General features: G+C 54.0%; 20 protein-coding genes. 11 read left to right on the forward strand and 9 right to left on the reverse strand.

Annotation, left to right across the window (positions count from 1 at the left end; genetic code table 11):
- Window positions 1-51 precede the first annotated feature (51 nt).
- From CCB157_RS06765 to CCB157_RS06775, 3 genes are all read right to left on the reverse strand, one after another.
- Window positions 52-888, reverse strand: a complete 837-nt coding sequence (locus CCB157_RS06765; protein WP_077615155.1) for a Cof-type HAD-IIB family hydrolase — start codon at window positions 886-888, stop codon at window positions 52-54.
- 237 nt (window positions 889-1,125) lie between these two features.
- Window positions 1,126-1,518 carry a YlbF family regulator gene (locus CCB157_RS06770; RefSeq protein WP_158077234.1) on the reverse strand — a complete coding sequence of 131 codons (393 nt, stop codon included), beginning with the start codon at window positions 1,516-1,518 and terminating at the stop codon, window positions 1,126-1,128.
- A gap of 186 nt (window positions 1,519-1,704) precedes the next feature.
- On the reverse strand, window positions 1,705-2,826 hold the full coding sequence (locus CCB157_RS06775) for a DUF445 family protein (protein WP_158077235.1): 1,122 nt from the start codon (window positions 2,824-2,826) through the stop codon (window positions 1,705-1,707).
- A gap of 107 nt (window positions 2,827-2,933) precedes the next feature.
- Between CCB157_RS06775 and CCB157_RS06780 the strand changes: the two genes are divergently transcribed.
- From CCB157_RS06780 to CCB157_RS06800, 5 genes are all read left to right on the forward strand, one after another.
- Complete coding sequence (locus CCB157_RS06780) at window positions 2,934-4,298, forward strand: YheC/YheD family endospore coat-associated protein (protein ID WP_077615158.1); 1,365 nt, start codon at window positions 2,934-2,936, stop codon at window positions 4,296-4,298.
- Between the two features lie 256 nt (window positions 4,299-4,554).
- Window positions 4,555-4,767 carry a DUF5342 family protein gene (locus CCB157_RS06785; protein WP_077615159.1) on the forward strand — a complete coding sequence of 71 codons (213 nt, stop codon included), beginning with the start codon at window positions 4,555-4,557 and terminating at the stop codon, window positions 4,765-4,767.
- A 63-nt stretch (window positions 4,768-4,830) separates the two neighbouring features.
- Window positions 4,831-5,019, forward strand: coding sequence for a hypothetical protein (locus tag CCB157_RS06790; protein WP_077615160.1), 189 nt, complete (start codon window positions 4,831-4,833; stop codon window positions 5,017-5,019).
- Window positions 5,020-5,113: 94 nt separating this feature from the next.
- Window positions 5,114-6,037: a PucR family transcriptional regulator gene (locus tag CCB157_RS06795; RefSeq protein WP_077615161.1), complete on the forward strand. Its 924-nt coding sequence runs from the start codon at window positions 5,114-5,116 to the stop codon at window positions 6,035-6,037.
- Window positions 6,038-6,245: 208 nt separating this feature from the next.
- A complete protein-coding gene (locus CCB157_RS06800) occupies window positions 6,246-7,355 on the forward strand; it encodes an ABC transporter ATP-binding protein (RefSeq protein WP_077615162.1) in 1,110 nt (369 codons plus the stop codon).
- Window positions 7,356-7,426: 71 nt separating this feature from the next.
- Here CCB157_RS06800 and CCB157_RS06805 read toward each other — a convergent pair whose 3' ends face one another.
- Window positions 7,427-7,630: an alpha/beta-type small acid-soluble spore protein gene (locus tag CCB157_RS06805; RefSeq protein ID WP_077615163.1), complete on the reverse strand. Its 204-nt coding sequence runs from the start codon at window positions 7,628-7,630 to the stop codon at window positions 7,427-7,429.
- A gap of 173 nt (window positions 7,631-7,803) precedes the next feature.
- Between CCB157_RS06805 and CCB157_RS06810 the strand changes: the two genes are divergently transcribed.
- Window positions 7,804-8,394, forward strand: a complete 591-nt coding sequence (locus CCB157_RS06810; protein WP_158077236.1) for a C39 family peptidase — start codon at window positions 7,804-7,806, stop codon at window positions 8,392-8,394.
- 84 nt (window positions 8,395-8,478) lie between these two features.
- Here the strand turns inward: CCB157_RS06810 and CCB157_RS06815 are convergent, their stop codons facing one another.
- The 5 genes from CCB157_RS06815 to CCB157_RS17580 all read right to left on the reverse strand — a co-directional run bounded on the left by CCB157_RS06815 (window position 8,479) and on the right by CCB157_RS17580 (window position 11,451).
- A complete protein-coding gene (locus CCB157_RS06815; RefSeq protein WP_158077237.1) occupies window positions 8,479-9,201 on the reverse strand; it encodes a Crp/Fnr family transcriptional regulator in 723 nt (240 codons plus the stop codon).
- Between the two features lie 256 nt (window positions 9,202-9,457).
- Window positions 9,458-9,916 (reverse strand): hemerythrin domain-containing protein, encoded by a 459-nt coding sequence (locus tag CCB157_RS06820; protein WP_077615166.1) that lies wholly within the window; start codon window positions 9,914-9,916, stop codon window positions 9,458-9,460.
- Between the two features lie 44 nt (window positions 9,917-9,960).
- Window positions 9,961-10,641 carry a Crp/Fnr family transcriptional regulator gene (locus tag CCB157_RS06825; protein WP_077615167.1) on the reverse strand — a complete coding sequence of 227 codons (681 nt, stop codon included), beginning with the start codon at window positions 10,639-10,641 and terminating at the stop codon, window positions 9,961-9,963.
- Window positions 10,642-10,819: 178 nt separating this feature from the next.
- A complete protein-coding gene (gene fdxA / locus CCB157_RS06830) occupies window positions 10,820-11,059 on the reverse strand; it encodes a 4Fe-4S ferredoxin (protein ID WP_077615168.1) in 240 nt (79 codons plus the stop codon).
- Between the two features lie 245 nt (window positions 11,060-11,304).
- The gene (locus CCB157_RS17580) at window positions 11,305-11,451 is read right to left on the reverse strand and encodes a hypothetical protein (RefSeq protein ID WP_158077238.1); all 147 of its coding nucleotides are present in this window, start codon (window positions 11,449-11,451) and stop codon (window positions 11,305-11,307) included.
- Window positions 11,452-11,733: 282 nt separating this feature from the next.
- Here CCB157_RS17580 and CCB157_RS06835 point away from each other — a divergent pair, with 282 nt between their 5' ends.
- The 5 genes from CCB157_RS06835 to CCB157_RS06855 all read left to right on the forward strand — a co-directional run bounded on the left by CCB157_RS06835 (window position 11,734) and on the right by CCB157_RS06855 (window position 16,580).
- Window positions 11,734-12,636, forward strand: a complete 903-nt coding sequence (locus tag CCB157_RS06835; RefSeq protein ID WP_077615169.1) for a ubiquinol oxidase subunit II — start codon at window positions 11,734-11,736, stop codon at window positions 12,634-12,636.
- A 22-nt stretch (window positions 12,637-12,658) separates the two neighbouring features.
- A complete protein-coding gene (gene qoxB / locus CCB157_RS06840) occupies window positions 12,659-14,626 on the forward strand; it encodes a cytochrome aa3 quinol oxidase subunit I (protein WP_077615170.1) in 1,968 nt (655 codons plus the stop codon).
- 2 nt (window positions 14,627-14,628) lie between these two features.
- The gene (qoxC, locus tag CCB157_RS06845) at window positions 14,629-15,264 is read left to right on the forward strand and encodes a cytochrome aa3 quinol oxidase subunit III (RefSeq protein WP_077615171.1); all 636 of its coding nucleotides are present in this window, start codon (window positions 14,629-14,631) and stop codon (window positions 15,262-15,264) included.
- Window positions 15,261-15,584 (forward strand): cytochrome C oxidase subunit IV family protein, encoded by a 324-nt coding sequence (locus tag CCB157_RS06850; RefSeq protein WP_238594624.1) that lies wholly within the window; start codon window positions 15,261-15,263, stop codon window positions 15,582-15,584. The genes qoxC and CCB157_RS06850 overlap by 4 nt, the downstream gene beginning before the upstream one ends.
- 81 nt (window positions 15,585-15,665) lie before the next feature.
- Window positions 15,666-16,580 carry a heme o synthase gene (locus CCB157_RS06855; RefSeq protein WP_077615172.1) on the forward strand — a complete coding sequence of 305 codons (915 nt, stop codon included), beginning with the start codon at window positions 15,666-15,668 and terminating at the stop codon, window positions 16,578-16,580.
- The last annotated feature ends 64 nt before the right edge of the window (window positions 16,581-16,644 follow it).

Consider the following 16,644-nt stretch of genomic DNA (forward strand, 5'->3'; position numbering starts at 1 on the left):
GCAACCGGATGCGGGTCAAAAAACAAATCCCCTGATGCGGAATCAGGGGAGCTACACGCGGACGCGCATTTGTTTTCTAAAGACCTCTCTCACCATATAAGCGACGCCGTTCATGTCGTTCGTGCGCGTCACCCATTGGGCGGCTTCGCGCACCTTTCTCGGCGCATTTTTCATCGCGACGCCGAGCCCGCACTTTTCGATCATTTCCAAATCGTTTTCGGAATCGCCGACCGCAACCGTTTGCGACAACGGAACGCCGAGATGCGCGGCGAGATAAGCGAGACCGTTAAACTTTGACGTGCCTTTGCGCGTGAGGACGAACGTCCGCTCGTCTCTGCGATCGATCTCCAAAGATGGGAACAACCTGTTGATCGACTCGAGGATTTCATCGGCATGGCCCGGATGCACCTCGACCTGGACATCCGTTGCCTCGTCATCCTTTTCCCGCAAATAATCGCTTAAGCGCTGAACGTAACTCACCGGATAAAAAAGCGGTTCGTTCACGCCGACCGTGATTTTCGCGATGAGGTTTTGTTGGCGCGGCCTGTTGGCGATGGCCATTTTTTCATGGGCAATGCGCACGCGGCATTGATAGGTTTCCAAAAGTTCAACGAGCTCGAGCAACACGCCATGATGGATTTTATTCGTGTATACCGGCGCGTCGATGGAAGCCGAAACAAAAGCGCCGTTATGGGCGACGATCGGATGTTTCAACCTTAATGCCTTCGCCACTTTCGCCGCCGAATGAAAATGGCGTTCCGTCACCAGCGTAACGATCGCGCCTTTTTTTTGCGCATATCGGATCGCCTCTCTCGTCTCGCGATCCAGCCGATGATTGCTTCGCAAAAGGGTGCCGTCGATGTCCAAAGCGAGCAAGCGGTATACCAAGGTCATCCCCCTTTTCGATAAGATGGCGCCGTTCTGTTTTTATCCATATGTCTTCTTTCCGACGTTTAGAACAGGCCAAAGGCATGTGCCGAAACGCGCGACGGACGTGGGCCTCATCGTCGGGCGTGAACGGAACGACGGCCAAAAAAAATAAGCCTTAGAGGCTTATAACAGGAGACCAACCTATGAATCGCTTTAAAGATAACACGCCATTGTGAAGCGCATTTGAAGCTTTCATCAACTTTTTGTAAATCTTGCGGCGCCGTTCAGCCCGTTCGCTCCCTCCCCCAGCATGCCATACAGCTCCTCCAACGGCCGGTTCATCCGCCTATGCACGTCGTTGAGCACATCGCCCAGCCGCTGTTCCGCGGCGATCAGGCTCGCGATTTTCGGATGTTCCAACATGCGTTCCCATTTGTCCCGGATGTCGCGCACATCTTCTTCAGAGAAACGGTCGCCTTTCCGGCCGCGCGCTTCCACGTCGGCTTGAACGCGCTGAAACGTTTCATACAGCCGGCGTGCCGCCGCGTCTTCCAGCATCGCTTGAAAAGCGGCCTTCAAGCTTAGATACTCGCCGCTGGACCGAACGGCTTTTTCCAATTCATTCGCAAGCTCATAAAGATTGCCCATCGGATCCTCCCCGTTTTCATCGTTTGCTCGCCTGAGGCGTTCATCCCAAGTGTAACAGAGAAAAACCCGTCCCTTCATCCCCGGATTTTATAAACAAGGCACACGTTTATCATCCTCAGGCGGCACGACAGCAATCCACGCGCGGAACACCGCGGGAAGCAAGCCGCTTCGGACGAAGCCATGCCGTCAGCCAAGCGCCAAAACGAAAAAGGCTTGCACACCGCCAATCAAACCGCCGAGAAAAAATCCGAGATATGTGATCATTTTAAACTCCTTCTTTGAAATAAAAAGGATGACTTCCTCCAGTTCTTGCACGGAAAAGCGGCGAACTTGCTCCGCCACCAGATCTTCCAGGGCGAGGCTCCGCAAAATGACCGGCGCGCTCGCCGCCGCCCGTTCCAACAACCGATCGACCGCCCACGGCACCACGCGATCGCAAACCTCCGCGCTCCATTTGGCAACATCGCGGGCAAGGCCAGTGGCGAGCATGTCTTTCAGCGGAAGATCCGAGACCGCCCGAGGCAGGAGCCCGATCACGTTCAGGCGGGCGTTCGCCTCGCCGACGGTGAGCGACAAAGTGCGTTGCCATTCTTCCCTGAGCCGGCTTTCCAGCCATTCGGCCACCGCCGGTTTTTTCAATAAAAAGACGAGCTGTTCGACGAGCGCATCACCGTCGAGGAGCCAATTCAAAAGGTTGCCGAAAAGCCCTCTTCTTTCAAGCAGTTGGAACATCGCGTCTTTAATGAGGGCCCGGCCTTCGGCTCCGTCCAAAAAATCCGCGAGGCCTTCCGTGATGTATCGGGAAAATCGCGGGCATTCCCTTTCAACCGCCGCCTGCCAATTGCGGGGAAGAACTTCGCGAAGCGGGTAGTCGCCGTATCGTGTCAATAACTTTTCCCCAACCCGTCCCCATTCGTCCGTCATCCAGCGATCAAGCCTTTTCAGCAAACGATCGGCATCGAGGCCGGGAAGTTTTTCCCGCAACGCCTCGCCATTGTCAAGCCAGCGCTTGCCCGCGGCCTTTATGCGCTGCGCGATCCGATCGCGCAATCCCTGCTCCGACAATTTTTTCTCCAGTCCATCCGCCGTAATCAAATGTTTGATGACGAGCTTTCCGAGCGCATCGGCGATTTCATCCCTCCGCTTCGGAATGAGTCCCGGCGTGAACGGAAGCCGCCACTTGCCGATCTTGAGGGGGCGGTAAGGCTTGAACAGCATGCGGATGGCCACGTCGTTCGTCAAGCCGCCGATCACGGCGCCGACAACCGTAAGCAGGCAGACCGTCTCCAATGCGTGCCACCATTCCATAAACATCATCCTCTTTCGATCGGTTTGAAAACCGCAAAACGAATCACCACTTTAGGCAAACAACCATATGCTATGATCAGCACGATTAGGATGGAGGGATTTCCGCCGTGGAAATCATCAACGTCAAAAATTTGAACGGAGCATCCGCGACCGTCAGATTACCTCATGCATTATACCGCAGCGGCATTGAGAAAGTGAGCTTTTCAAACAAAATTGAGCCATGCGCCGTGACGACGACGGACGATGACGTTTGTTACATCTCTGAGGATCTGTTGGCATCCTTGATGATGCCCACGCCCATCAGATTGCGGGCGCTGATTAAAGACGACACGCTTTGCTTTTTGCCGGTCATCGGCATATTTACGACGGGCTATATCCGAGGCTCGGCGCGGCCGTTCGGCACGCGGACGGACGATTTCGCCAAGTTCATGAAACAAGCCGAGCGATTCGGCGCTTACGCCTATCTTTTTACCCCCGACCGAATCGATTGGAATAAAGGCGCCGTCCGCGCCGTCCGCTATCATAACGGGCGTTGGACGGACGCGGTCGCCCCTTTCCCCCAAGTGATTTACGACCGCGTGCCGAACCGCAAGAGCGAACATCTGCCGAAGGTCAAAGAAGCCAAAAAACGATTCCAAAAAGACTTCGCTGTCCCATGGTTCAACGGAGGTTTTTTTGATAAATGGGCGATCTTTCAAGCGCTGAAAGCCCACCCCGTCTCCCTTCAATATCTTCCCGAAACCGCTGATTTAAATTACGCGGCCTTAAAGAAGAATTTGGAGCTGTACCGTACGGTTTTCATCAAGCCGAAAACCAGCAGCCACGGGATCGGGATCAAAAGAATCGAAACGGCGAAAGACGGCTGGATTTGCGCGGAAAACAATTTGGAAGGGACGGTGCGGCGCCATTACGGAACGTTGGAAAATTTGCTGAACGCGGAGTTCGCCGATCACCATCCTTCTCAGTTCATTTTGCAACAAGGCATTCAACTCCCGCTCCAAAACGGCCGTCCATACGACTTTCGCGTCCATACGAACAAGGATCGGGACGGACGGTGGCATGTGAGCGCCGTCGCCGTTAAAATTGCCGGAGAAAACCGCTTGACGACCCACGCCGCGTTCGGCGGCGAAATCAAAACGCTTGGGGAAGTCTTCCGGCGCGAAGCGGCTCAAGAGCGTCTGAATCTTTTAAAAGACGCCGCGCTCACGCTCAGCGAAGTGATCGACCAACAAACCGACGACTTGCTGGGCGAACTCGGTCTCGATCTCGGTATTGACGCCGATCAGCGCGTCTGGTTGTTCGAGGCGAACGCGAAACCCGGACCGGCGATCTTCTCCGTGCCTTCCGTCCGCAAACAAATGCGCTTCGTCCATCGCTTTCTTTTGGAATATGCGACGCATTTGGCGGAACTCAGCATCCGTAAGCCGGATTGGCTGCACACCATCCGTTTGAAGGATTCCGTAAACATTTAACGCCGTTAACCGTCGCCTTGGCCTTCGGCCTCATCGGTATCACCCCCGGATTTTGCGCCATTCGTCAAGGGCTTTGCGGTGCCCGTATGGTGAGCTTTTGTCCCGGTCCCCGGCCCGCTCCCTGATCATTCGGTCCGCCTTTCGCTTTTCGGGAACCGATGGACCGCACGGCCGTTCCTTTTGATGACGCAATGCCCCGATTTTTTGCGCTTTTCATATGGTCCGCCAAATGTTATGTTTAACTTGAGGTGGGGCCATGATTACGCACTTTACCTATCGGCCGTTTTTCTCGCCGACATCGCGCAGGCAGGAATTTCGTTTTTCTTTTTTCTATAAAGGCGCGAAATTCAGCGGCATCTATCATTACAACGGGGCCATCACTTGGGACGATCCTCCGGACAAAGCCGATTTGGATCGATTGACAACCGAAATACATGCCCTGATGTTATTCCACGTCTACGATCGTTGACGAGGCGGAGTCACATAAATCTCCCCCGGATCGGACACCCTTGTCAATAAGGGGGTTCAAGCCATGGGTGAAAAGCGATACGGGCGATATGACTCGTTATCCGATGGAAGGGATCAATATTATCTCGATGTCGATCGCATGATCAATGAGGGCTTGGCGGGCGGCACCGTCGATCCGGATGTGGCGCGCTCCTCCGTCGATCAAGCGCGCGAGATCGTTCGCCCCGAAAGCAAACCGACAACCTCACACTGATCCCCGCCTCGATCTGAACGGATCGAGGTTTTTCTTTTGGCGTCTTTTCAACTCATGAGCCCAAAACGGCCAAACCAGGAGCGATGGAAACGCGATGAAAAGGGAAACGATGCTGAACCAATTGAAAAACCTATACGGCGATGCGTTTCTCGCAACCGACGGCGACCGAAGCGAAGCGGACGCCGACGATTTTTACTGGTTTTATGCGGAGAACGGCGTCCGATTCGGCGTAAAAAAAGCGGCGATGACGGACAGGGAACGGGCGCTGTTGGCGCTTCGCTTTCGTCCGGCACACCCCCCGCTCCGGCTTTACACGCGCGCGGAACGCTTTTGGCATGGCTTGCTTTTCGAAGGGCTGACGGCGGAACGCTTGGATCATGCGAATAACGCCCCTTACTTTTTGCTCCATATTGCCTTGAAAAAGCCGATCGCCGATGCGGAGGGCTTTCGCGAAGCGATCGGCGGACTGATTTCGAAAGAACCCGTCCTCTTGTGGAAAGATGAAGGAACCGCCGTCCTCGTCCTCAATGAACGGCCGGAAAAAGCGATCGTCCAGGAAGTCGTCGATCTCCTCGTGACCGATTTTTATATCGACGTCGCCGCATTCATCGGCGGACCGCTTGCGATCGATGAACGGGCCAAAGCCCGCTACGACTTGGAAGCGGCCGTCTTTCGCCTGGCGCGCCGCCTCCATCCGCAAGAACAGGTGTTCACGTTTGCCCAAGCGGCGCCTCTCTACGCGCTGGAATGCGGGACTCAGGCAATCGAGTCCATCTTCCAACCGCTTTTTGCCGTGTTGGATGAAGAAGATGCCGAAATGGAAAAAAGTTTGCTGGCCTACTTTGAACACGGGATGAACAGTTCGACGGCGGCCAAAGCGTTATACATCCACCGCAACAGCCTGCTTTACCGGCTTGACCGGTTTTCGGAAAAAACCGGACTCGATCCGAAAAACTTCAAGGACGCCGTCTACATCTATTTGGGCATTTTGATGCATCGTTTGCGAAAACAACGTTAACGCCGCCGTTAGGGCACACGGGTTCCGCCCAACAACGGGGCATGCGGCGGCGACCGAATGCGCAGCGGACGGGGCGGTCGTCTTCCCACCGGTCTGTGAAATTTATACAAGAAACGGCGGCGATCTTTGTGCAGGTTGCCGATGCCAACCGGAAAATAAAGCGTTTACAATGGATGTAGACGCTTATTTTCATTAGGAGGGCCGAAACATGGCGAGCATCACCATGAAGCACATCAGCAAGATCTATGAAAACAGCAACACTTACGCCGTTAAGGACTTTAACCTTGAGATTAAGGACAAGGAATTTATCGTATTCGTCGGCCCGTCGGGGTGCGGCAAATCGACGACGCTGCGAATGATCGCGGGGCTTGAAGAAATTTCCGAGGGCGAACTCTACATAGGCGACCGCTTGGTGAACGACGTCCCGCCCAAGGATCGCGACATCGCGATGGTTTTCCAAAACTACGCTCTCTATCCGCACATGAACGTGTACGACAACATGGCGTTCGGCCTGAAGCTGCGCAAATTCAAAAAGGCCGAAATCGATAAGCGGGTGAAAGAGGCGGCGCGGATTCTCGGTCTGGAAAAATTTTTAGACCGCAAACCGAAAGCGCTCTCAGGCGGGCAGCGCCAACGCGTCGCGCTCGGCCGGGCCATCGTCCGCGATCCCCAAGTCTTTTTGATGGACGAGCCGCTTTCCAACCTGGACGCAAAACTGCGCGTGCAAATGCGCGCGGAATTGACGAAGCTTCATCAACGCCTGCAAACGACGACGATCTATGTCACCCACGACCAAACGGAAGCGATGACCATGGCGACGCGCATTGTCGTCATGAAAGACGGCGTCATCCAACAAGTCGGCACGCCGAAAGAGGTCTATGAACTTCCGGAAAACGTGTTTGTCGGCGGATTTATCGGTTCGCCGGCGATGAACTTCATGAACGTCCGCTTGGAAGACGGTTACGCCGTCCTCGGCCAGACAAAAATCAAGGTGCCGGAAGGCAAAATGAAAACGCTGCGCCAGCAAGGCTACGTCGGAAAAGAAGTCATCCTCGGCATCCGTCCCGAGGACATCCACGACGAACCGTTGTTCATCGACGCTTCAAAAGAAACCGCTTTTGATGCGATCATCGACGTCGCCGAGCTGATGGGGGCGGAAACCTATCTCTATTCAACGATCGAAGGCCATGAATTCATCGCCCGCATCGATTCGCGCCACGATGTGAAAAACGGGCAAAAGCTCAAGCTCGCCTTCGACATGAACAAAGCCCACTTCTTTGATCCCGTGACGGAAAAACGCATTGCCGCCAAAGCGTGACCTGCACTCCGACAGGCTAAGAAAACAAGGGAAGCGCGTCTGCGCTTCCCTTGAGCCATTTTTATGGAGTTTTAGGATTGTGGATGGAAAGAACCCAATTGTTGTTGAGCTTGGGCGACCAAACGCTTCGTGATTTCACCGCCCACGGAGCCGTTGGCTCTCGACGTCGAATCGGCGCTCAGGTTGACCCCGAATTCCGCTGCGATTTCTTCCTTCATTTGATTGAGGGCACGTTCAATGCCAGGGACGAGCAATTGATTGCTGTTGTTTGTCATGTTATGTCACCTCCCGTTACATAGTGTGGCCCGGCTCGCTTTTTTCACGCATTCAACTTTTGCCAAGCCGATCAGGCGGCGCCAATTTTTCGTCTGACTCGCAAAAAAGGATGTCTTCGCCGGAAGAATTCGATTAAAATGAAAACGGACGCATGCGGAAAGGAGAGAGGCTTGTGAAGGCAACGAACCTTATTCATGTGCCGCTGATCCGGCAGTTGCCGGAATTGCCGCGCGGTTGTGAAGTGACGTCGCTCGCGATGATGCTCGCGCATGCGGGCATTCAAGCGGACAAAATGGAGCTGGCGGCGTCCATCCGGAAAGTGCCGTTTGAAGAGGACGGCTTGCGCGGCAACCTGTATGACGGTTTTGTCGGTGATATGTATTCATTTGAGACGGACGGCCTCGGCGTCTACGATGAACCGATCATCGAGCTCGCCCGCCGCTATCTGGGCGACCGCGTCGTCGTCTTGACGGGAAAGCCTTGGGAGGCCGTCGAAAAACAATTGGATAAGGAGCGTCCGGTGTGGGTCGTCGTCAATGAAGAATTCCGCCCGCTGCCCGAAAGCGACTGGCAAACTTGGCAAACCCGGCGCGGCGAATTAAAGGTCACCTACAAGGAGCATGCGGTCTTGGTCACGGGTTACGACGCCGACCATGTCTACTTTAACGATCCGCTTGCGGGCATTCAAAACCGGCGGGCTCCGAAAAAAGAATTCGTGGCGGCCTGGGAGCAATTCCATAACCAAGCGGTATCTTATGACTAAAACCGACGGGCCGGCCGCCATTACGGCAACCGGCCCGTCCTTTTTCGCGTTTCGCTCGGAAAGACATCCGGCATGGAAAATATCTTACAGTCGGCAAATCCCGAGCGGACATTCTTCGCAGTGGCAAATTTTTTTCAGATCGTCCATATTGATGATGCGGATCCGTCCGCGGTCGGTTTCGATTAAACCGTCCCGTTTAAATTGGGCGAGCGTGCGGTTGACGGTTTCGCGGGTCGCGCCGATCAAACGGGCAAAATCATTGTTCGTAAATTTTCTCATGATCAGATAGCCGCGGTCATCTTTGATCCCGTACGTGTTGCTCGCCCTGATCAACACCGAAGCGAGCGCGCCGTTTTTTCCGTTGAACGTGAGATCGCGCAATTTTAACTGGGTGTAACGGTGCATGTGCGTCAACCACGAAGCGTATTGGACCGCCAATTCACCATACTGGTAAATCAACCATTCCAAATCTTGTTTTTGGATGACGCCCAGCTTCACGTCATCCAACGCTTCGGCCGTAAAAATGCAGCGTTGGTCATGATCAAGGTCGATTTCTCCGAAGAAGTCCCCCGCAAAGAAATAATAAAGCACAAGGTCAGACCCGTCTTCGCTCGTCTTGGTGAGCTTGACCGTTCCTTCTTTGGTATAATAAAATTTGTCCGCCGGATCGCCTTCGATATAGATGGTCGATCCTGCCGGAAATTCTTTATAAGTCATGACGCTTTCCAATTTTTCCAGGCAATCGTCGGTAAAAATCCGACAGTTTTGCTTTGCCGTCATGGCATCCAAAGGCATGGCCGCACCCATTTTAACAACCTCCTTCAATCTTTCGTTACACATCTGTCGTCGCCCCAACGCGATCAATCGTTGGGTATTCCGCGATTTTGCCGAATCCAGCGGATTCAATCCGCCGCCCTGACTCAAGCGGCTCAAAACACGACGAAGGAGAACAACGATGAATGTTACGGACCCACCCGTTTTCGTGCGATGCCTTTTTGCGTCTCAATAATGGAAAGTAGGAGCCAAGAACGTTAAAACGATGAACGGCATCACCTACAGGCGCTTAAGATCCGCCGCCGTCGAAGTTGGCGTGAAAGTAAGGCTTCAGTTCCATCAACTTGTCTTCCGGCAAGGTGTCCTGAATCATTTGGAAAAGATGGCGCTCTTCTTTTCTGACATGGGCTTCCAACAATTCGCCCAACTCGCGCATGCGTCCAATGGGCGGTTCACCGCTGCCGATAACCTCCGTTACGAGCGCGCGGATTTTGACGTGTTCAAGCAAGTTCTCCTTGATGTCCTCCCGGTCCACATCCGCATGCTGTGCATAAGCGGGCCATAATATTTCTTCTTCTTCGCGAAAATGCGCATTCCCGCCGTTTTCCCAAAACGCTCTCAACTTTTGAACGACCTCTTGAGGAGTCCCCATGCTTTGTTCCGTGCCGACCCGCTTCAGTTCCAACGCTCTAGCGAGAGCGTGGTGGTGATGATGGGAAAGCGGAACAAGCGCGTCGTGCCTTTTCATGAAAACGGCCTCCTTCCAAGTCAAAAGGCCTTGGCCTTCAGACTCTACACCGTGCCGCGCAAGCGCTCGATATCCAAAATCGCGATGGACTGTCGGTCGGACTTCAGAAGGTTTTCCTTCTTCAGACGGTTAAAAATGCGGTTGATCGACTCGCGCGACGCTCCGACCATGTTGGCAAAATCTTGATGGGTGATCGGCATCTCAATGACGAGCGCACCCTCTTTTTGTTTTCCGGACTCTTCCGCCAGCCGCAACAGGTTGTGGACGACGCGCTCATAGACGTCATCCGAGATCAACTCTTGGAGGCGCTGTTGTAACGCCATCATCTTTCGCCCCATGATTTTCATGAGCTTCATGGCGATTTGCGGCGATTCCAAGATGATCCGTTCAAAATCGTCCAAGCGGATGTTCAGCAAGGTCGCTTGCTGAATCGCTTCCGCCGATGCGGGATAAGGCCCGTCATCAAAAAAGCCGATGTGCGGAAACATTTCGCCTTCCTTCAAGAGATTGATGACTTGCTCATCACCGTCTTCGTCCACCTTAAAGATCTTTACCGATCCGGAACAGATGAAGTAGACGGCTTCCCGCGGTTCCCCTTCCATGAACACCAATTGTTTGCGCGCATAACGTCGTTCGGTCGCGATCTCTGCCAAGCGTGTCCGCTCATCCTCGTTCAATTCGGAGAAAAGCGGAACCCGCTTTAGAAATTCAACGATTTCCTTCATTATTTTTATCGCCCCCGGCGAACCGCGTGTTTCCTTCTACCTATAGTATAAACCACCGGAGGCGACAGACAATCGGATTGAAGAAAACGACATAAATTGGTCAAAAAAGCGTGAAATCGATCATATCAAACGACGGCGGAAAGCGCTTAACGGAGAAATCGCGGCCTCCCCAATGCCGTCAATCTCTATGAAAAAAGTCGCGGTTGAGCTGGATGAAGCGCTTTTCGTCTTCCGGCACTTCCTCTTCAGGATAAATGGCCGCCTCCGGACAAACCGCTTCGCATGCGCCGCAATCGATGCATACATCCGGATCAATAAAAAACATCTCTTCGCCCTCCTGAATGCAATCGACCGGGCACACCTGCGCGCATTCGCCGACTTTTTTTCCGATGCACGACGATGTGATGACATAAGCCAAGGCGCATTCCTCCTTCCCCATTTGTCTCATCCAAGGTTCAAAAGAAAGTTCTCCATCACTTGCGATGGACGGTACGGCGCAAGAGGCCGCCCGATTTATCGCAGAGAATCCCCTTCCCGCCTATCGCGTTCAGTAAAGGTTTTCCCTAACTTTCGCCACATCCATGCCGGTTTCACCATGTGTCGGCGTGCTTCCGGAATCCTCCGCCGTCCCGGTGCTGTTCCGGAAGCGGAAGTCGGTTGCGTTTATTTTGACCGCTGTTTCTTTTTTTCATCAGCGAATGTCAGCAAACGCTCGATGGACCGCTCAAGTTCATCCAAGCGGTTTAAAACCGGTCGGATCGCCTCTTCGAGCATGTTTTTTAACCTTTCTTGGCGATCTTCGTTGTTCATAAACAGCCTCCTTTCCGGGACGCTTACTTATATCTTAAAAGCACGCGCCCGGCGAAAATGTGATCCCTATCACATTCACCAAATCCGCGGCCGTCAATGGCAAGCATGGCGCCGGACGGCGGATCTTTTGAACAAAATATGGCCTTCTTGTGAAACGTCTGTGAACAATACACGATATGTGACATTTCTCACATATTCGGGTCGCGGCGGGCGATTAAAATGTGTGTGTAGTAAAAAAAGTTGTTTTTTGATAACAACTTTCATTCGGAAAGGAGAGTTAACATGAAGTCAAGGTGGTGGAAGGGACTCATTCTCGGCGCTTTCAGCTTGTTCGCCTTAACCGGCTGCAGCGAAAAGTACCCGGTCCTTCATCCTGTCGGTCCCGTCGGCGAACAAGAACTCTTTCTTATTAAATTCTCGACCTTGTTAGCCGCCATTGTCGTTATTCCCGTTATCGCACTGTTAATTTTCATCGTCTACCGTTACCGGGATAAACCGGACAACCAAGCGCCGTATCAACCGGAATGGTCGGAAAGCAAAACGCTTGAATTCGTCTGGTGGGCGATACCGATCCTCATCATCGGTATTCTCGGAGCCGTCACGGCAAAACAAACCTTCGCGCTCACCCATCCGCCGAAAAATAGTGGCGAACCGTTGACGATTCAAGTGACGTCCCTCGATTGGAAATGGGTGTTCATGTACCCGGATCAACATATCGCGACGGTCAATTACGCGGAAATTCCCGCCGGTCGTCCGATCCAATTCGTCTTGACCGCGGACGCTCCGATGAACTCGTTCTGGGTTCCCGCGCTTGGCGGCCAAGAATATGCGATGCCCGGAATGGCGATGCGCCTCTGGCTGCAAGCCGATAAAACGGGAACATTCGAAGGCAAAGGCGCCAACTTTACCGGCAAGGGCTTTGCCCACATGACTTTTGACGTTAAGTCCGTAAATGAAAGCGACTTCAATAAATGGGTCGCTGACGTGAAAAAATCGGCGCCCGCCCTCACGAAAGACGGCTATAAAGAACTCCGGAAACCGAGCGTGATGGGCAAAAAATCGTTCTCCAGCTATCCGAAAGACCTGTTCATGGACACCGTCATGAAAAACGGCGGAAAATACATGAACAACCATTGGATGATGATGGACCAACAAGAAAAACAAATGGATCATCACGACCATTAACCCACGGAAAGAGGGGGTAAAGATGTTAGAAAGCTTGAAGGAATTCGCCGGCCATTTTTTCGTCACCGGTGAACCGTTGATTTATATGTCAGACGTCGCGATCGTCGTCGTCTCGCTGGCGATCGTATTCACGCTGACCTATCTGAAAAAATGGAAATGGCTTTGGAAAGAATGGCTGACGACCGTCGACCATAAAAAAATCGGCATTATGTACTTGATCTCGGCGCTTCTCATGCTGTTCCGCGGCGGCGTCGACGCCTTGCTCATGCGGACGCAGCTCGCCTTGCCGAACCTGCATTTTCTCGATCCGCAGCACTACAACGAAATCTTTACGACGCACGGCACGATCATGATCTTGTTCATGGCGATGCCGTTCCTGTTCGCTCTGTTTAACATCGTCGTGCCGTTGCAAATCGGCGCGCGCGACGTCGCGTTCCCCTATTTGAACGCGATCAGCTTCTGGCTCTTTTTCTTCGGCGCCTTGCTGTTCAACCTGTCGTTTGTCATCGGCGGTTCGCCGGACGCCGGCTGGGTCAGCTATCCGCCGTTGACGGAATTGGCGACGGATCCGGGGCCCGGCGAAAACTTCTATCTCTTGTCGCTGCAAATTTCCGGCATCGGCAGCATCGCAACCGGGATCAACTTTATTGTGACGATCCTGAAAATGCGCGCTCCCGGCATGACGTTGATGAAAATGCCGCTTTTCAGCTGGTCGGTGCTTGCCAGCTGCATCATTATCGTCTTCGCGTTCCCGGCTTTGACGGTCGCGCTCGCTTTGCTCATGTTCGACCGCCTTTTCGGTACGCACTTCTTCACGATGCTGCACGGCGGCAACCCGATGATGTACATCAACCTGTTCTGGGTTTGGGGGCACCCCGAAGTGTACATTGCCGTCCTGCCGGCCTTCGGCGTCATCTCGGAAGTCGTCGCGACCTTTTCCCGGAAAAGCGTGTTTGGATATAAATCGATGGTCGCGGCGCTCATGGTGATCACGGTCATCAACTATCTCGTTTGGGCGCACCACTTCTTCACCATGGGGGCGAGCGCTGGCGTCAACGCTTACTTCGCCGTGGCGACCATGCTCGTCGGCATTCCGACCGGCGTAAAAGTGTTCAACTGGCTGTTTACGATGTTCAGAGGACGGATTCGACTGACTCTGCCGATGCTCTGGGCGATCGCTTTCATCCCATGCTTTGCGATCGGCGGCGCGACCGGGGTCATGCTCGCTGCGGCTCCGGCGGACTACCAATATCACAACAGCTTTTTCTTGATCGCCCACTTCCATCAAACCTTGATCGGCGGCGTCGTCTTCGGTTTGCTCGCCGGCCTCTATTACTGGTGGCCGAAAATGTTCGGCTTCATTCTTGACGAACGGTTGGGTAAATGGGCGTTCTGGTTCTTCAACATCGGTTTCTACGTCTGCTTCATGCCGATGTACGCCTTAGGTTTCATGGGCATGACGCGCCGCGTTTACACGTATCCGGCGGAAACCGGCTGGACCGGATTAAACTTCGTTTCGACAATCGGCGCTTATCTCATGGGCATTGGTTTCCTGCTCATCGTCGCTCAAGTGCTCTACAGCATCAAATACGGCAAACGGGATGTCACGGGCGATCCGTGGGACGGACGCACCTTGGAATGGGCGCTGCCGTCGCCGGTTCCGCATTATAACTTCGCCCGCATTCCGGAAGTCTCGGAGCTGGATGCGTGGTGGCACATGAAACAAAACGGCGAAACGCTGGCCGCTCAAAACAAAAAAGCGCCGCTTGAACCGATTCACATGCCGAAAAACACCGGCCGTCCCTTCATCATGGGCGTCTTCTTCTTCATCGCCGGCTTCGGCTTCGTCTTCAACTGGTTCTGGATGGGGGCGATCGGCCTCATCGGCGTCGTCATCACGCTCATCGCCCGTTCGCAAGAAAGGGATACCGAGTATGAAATTCCCGCTGAAGAAATCCGGCGGACCGAGTCCGCTTTAGGGAGGTTGTAACCGTGACGACCGTAGCTGAAAAACGTCCGACGAACGCCGGCCACGACGGCGGCCGGCTTCCGTTGGAATATACGCGGCACGAAGGTCCGTTAAATATTCTCGGCTTTTGGATTTTTCTCGCCACGGACGTCGTTCTGTTCGCCAGTTTGTTCGCCACCTACTTCGTATTAAGGACGCACGTCGACGGCGGTCCGACCGATAAGGAGCTGTTCGGCATCAGCGGCTTCACCATCGAAACGGTGTTGCTTTTGACGAGCAGTTTCACCGGAAGCTTAGCGGTCTATGCCATGCGGAACGGCAACAAAAAACGCCTGCTCGGCTGGTTGATCGTCACGCTCCTTCTCGGGATCGCCTTTGTGGGCTATGAATTGCATGAGTTTCTGGATTATGCGGCCGAAGGCGCGACAATGCAGCGCAGCGCTTTCCTGTCGGCATTCTTTACGCTCGTCGGCACGCACGGGGCGCACGTCACGTTCGGCATCATCTGGATGGCTTCGATCATCGTGCAAATCGCCCGCTACGGCATCGACGCGATCAACGCGCGCAAAACGTTTATCGTCAGCCTTTATTGGCACTTCCTGGATATCATCTGGATCTTCATCTTTACGACCGTCTACATGATGGGGGTGGTCTCATGACCAACGGCCGCATGCAAGAAGGCAAACACGCGCCGCTCATCCCGATGAAAAACTTTGTCGGGTACCTTTTATCGCTCGTCTTGACGTTTGCGGCGCTCGCGCTCGGCATGGCGCACGTCTTGTCCTTCGGCGCCGTCATGCTGATCATGTTGCTGCTCGCGGTGTTGCAGGTCGTCGTTCAGCTCATCTTTTTCATGCACTTTACGGAGTCGGACGGCCCGCGCTATCACATCGTCGGTCTCGCGCTCGGCGCGTTCTTTGCCCTCTGTGTCATCTTCGGTTCCATTTGGATCATGACGTTTAACTCGCAAGTGCATTAATCTTCACGGCAAGGCTTCGTCGGCGGTGGCGCCTCGAAAGGCGCCCCCCTTTTTTAAAAGGTATGAAAGGAGGTTGTTCGCATGTCCATGACACAAACGAAATCGGCGGCTTATTCCCGGGTTTCGGTTTTTGAACTGCTCAAGGGATATATCATTTTAATGAAGCCGCGCATCGCCGCATTGCTGCTCTTTACCGCTTATGCGGCGGCCATCGTCGCAGCAGACGGCTTCCCCTCGCCGCGCATCAGCCTCGCGCTCCTGTTTGGCCTCGGTTTGTCGGCGGGCGGCGCGGCTGCGATCAACATGTGGTACGATCGCGACATCGACGCGGTCATGGCGAGGACACAAAACCGGCCGCTCCCAACGGGGCTCATTCCGGCGCGCAACGCGCTCGCCTTCGGGATTGTCCTGCAGCTCGCGTCGCTCGTCATCATTCTTGAATATCTCAATCCATTGACGGCCGTGCTGTCGTTCGCGGGCTTCCTTTACTACACCGTCGTTTATACGATGTGGCTGAAGCGGCGCACGCCGCAAAACATCGTCATCGGAGGCGGCGCCGGCGCATTCCCGCCGCTCGTCGGCTGGGCGGCGGTGACCGGCGATCTCAGCCTCGCCGCGATTTTCATGTTTTTGATCATTTTCTTCTGGACGCCCTCCCACTTCTGGGCGCTGGCGCTTTATAAAAACGACGAATATACAAAAGCCGGCGTCCCGATGATGCCGGTCGTCCGCGGACCGCGGGCCACGAAAGTCCAATGCGTCATTTATGCCGTCATACTGGGCATCGTCGCCGTCTCCTTGGGGTTGACGACGGCATTAAACGCTTTCTATCTGGCGGCCGCCGTCATCATCAGCGTCTGGTTCCTGTTGGTCAATATTCAGCTCTACCGCGAACCCGACCATAAATTGACGTGGGCGAAGCGCACGTTCATCGCCTCGCTCATCCATTTGCCGGCCATTTTTACGGTCATGGTCATGAGCGTCTTTATTCGCTAAAACGGCTTCGGCCCAACGCATGCATTAAAAACAGGCTGTGCCTCACCGGCACAGCCTGTTTTTA

It is taken from the genome of Caenibacillus caldisaponilyticus (genome assembly GCF_002003465.1).
Lineage (GTDB): Bacteria > Bacillota > Bacilli > Bacillales > Sporolactobacillaceae > Caenibacillus > Caenibacillus caldisaponilyticus.

Excerpts from the sequence above, each read along its gene's own strand:
- CCB157_RS06770 (WP_158077234.1), bottom strand. The coding sequence starts at position 1,518 with ATGGGCAATCTTTATGAGCTTGCGAATGAATTGGAAAAAGCCGTTCGG.
- CCB157_RS06775 (WP_158077235.1), bottom strand. The coding sequence starts at position 2,826 with ATGGAATGGTGGCACGCATTGGAGACGGTCTGCCTGCTTACGGTTGTC.
- CCB157_RS06785 (WP_077615159.1), top strand. The coding sequence starts at position 4,555 with ATGATTACGCACTTTACCTATCGGCCGTTTTTCTCGCCGACATCGCGC.
- CCB157_RS06790 (WP_077615160.1), top strand. The coding sequence starts at position 4,831 with ATGGGTGAAAAGCGATACGGGCGATATGACTCGTTATCCGATGGAAGG.
- CCB157_RS06795 (WP_077615161.1), top strand. The coding sequence starts at position 5,114 with ATGAAAAGGGAAACGATGCTGAACCAATTGAAAAACCTATACGGCGAT.
- CCB157_RS06800 (WP_077615162.1), top strand. The coding sequence starts at position 6,246 with ATGGCGAGCATCACCATGAAGCACATCAGCAAGATCTATGAAAACAGC.
- CCB157_RS06805 (WP_077615163.1), bottom strand. The coding sequence starts at position 7,630 with ATGACAAACAACAGCAATCAATTGCTCGTCCCTGGCATTGAACGTGCC.
- CCB157_RS06815 (WP_158077237.1), bottom strand. The coding sequence starts at position 9,201 with ATGGGTGCGGCCATGCCTTTGGATGCCATGACGGCAAAGCAAAACTGT.
- CCB157_RS06820 (WP_077615166.1), bottom strand. The coding sequence starts at position 9,916 with ATGAAAAGGCACGACGCGCTTGTTCCGCTTTCCCATCATCACCACCAC.
- CCB157_RS06825 (WP_077615167.1), bottom strand. The coding sequence starts at position 10,641 with ATGAAGGAAATCGTTGAATTTCTAAAGCGGGTTCCGCTTTTCTCCGAA.
- CCB157_RS17580 (WP_158077238.1), bottom strand. The coding sequence starts at position 11,451 with ATGAACAACGAAGATCGCCAAGAAAGGTTAAAAAACATGCTCGAAGAG.
- CCB157_RS06835 (WP_077615169.1), top strand. The coding sequence starts at position 11,734 with ATGAAGTCAAGGTGGTGGAAGGGACTCATTCTCGGCGCTTTCAGCTTG.
- qoxB (WP_077615170.1), top strand. The coding sequence starts at position 12,659 with ATGTTAGAAAGCTTGAAGGAATTCGCCGGCCATTTTTTCGTCACCGGT.
- CCB157_RS06850 (WP_238594624.1), top strand. The coding sequence starts at position 15,261 with ATGACCAACGGCCGCATGCAAGAAGGCAAACACGCGCCGCTCATCCCG.
- CCB157_RS06855 (WP_077615172.1), top strand. The coding sequence starts at position 15,666 with ATGTCCATGACACAAACGAAATCGGCGGCTTATTCCCGGGTTTCGGTT.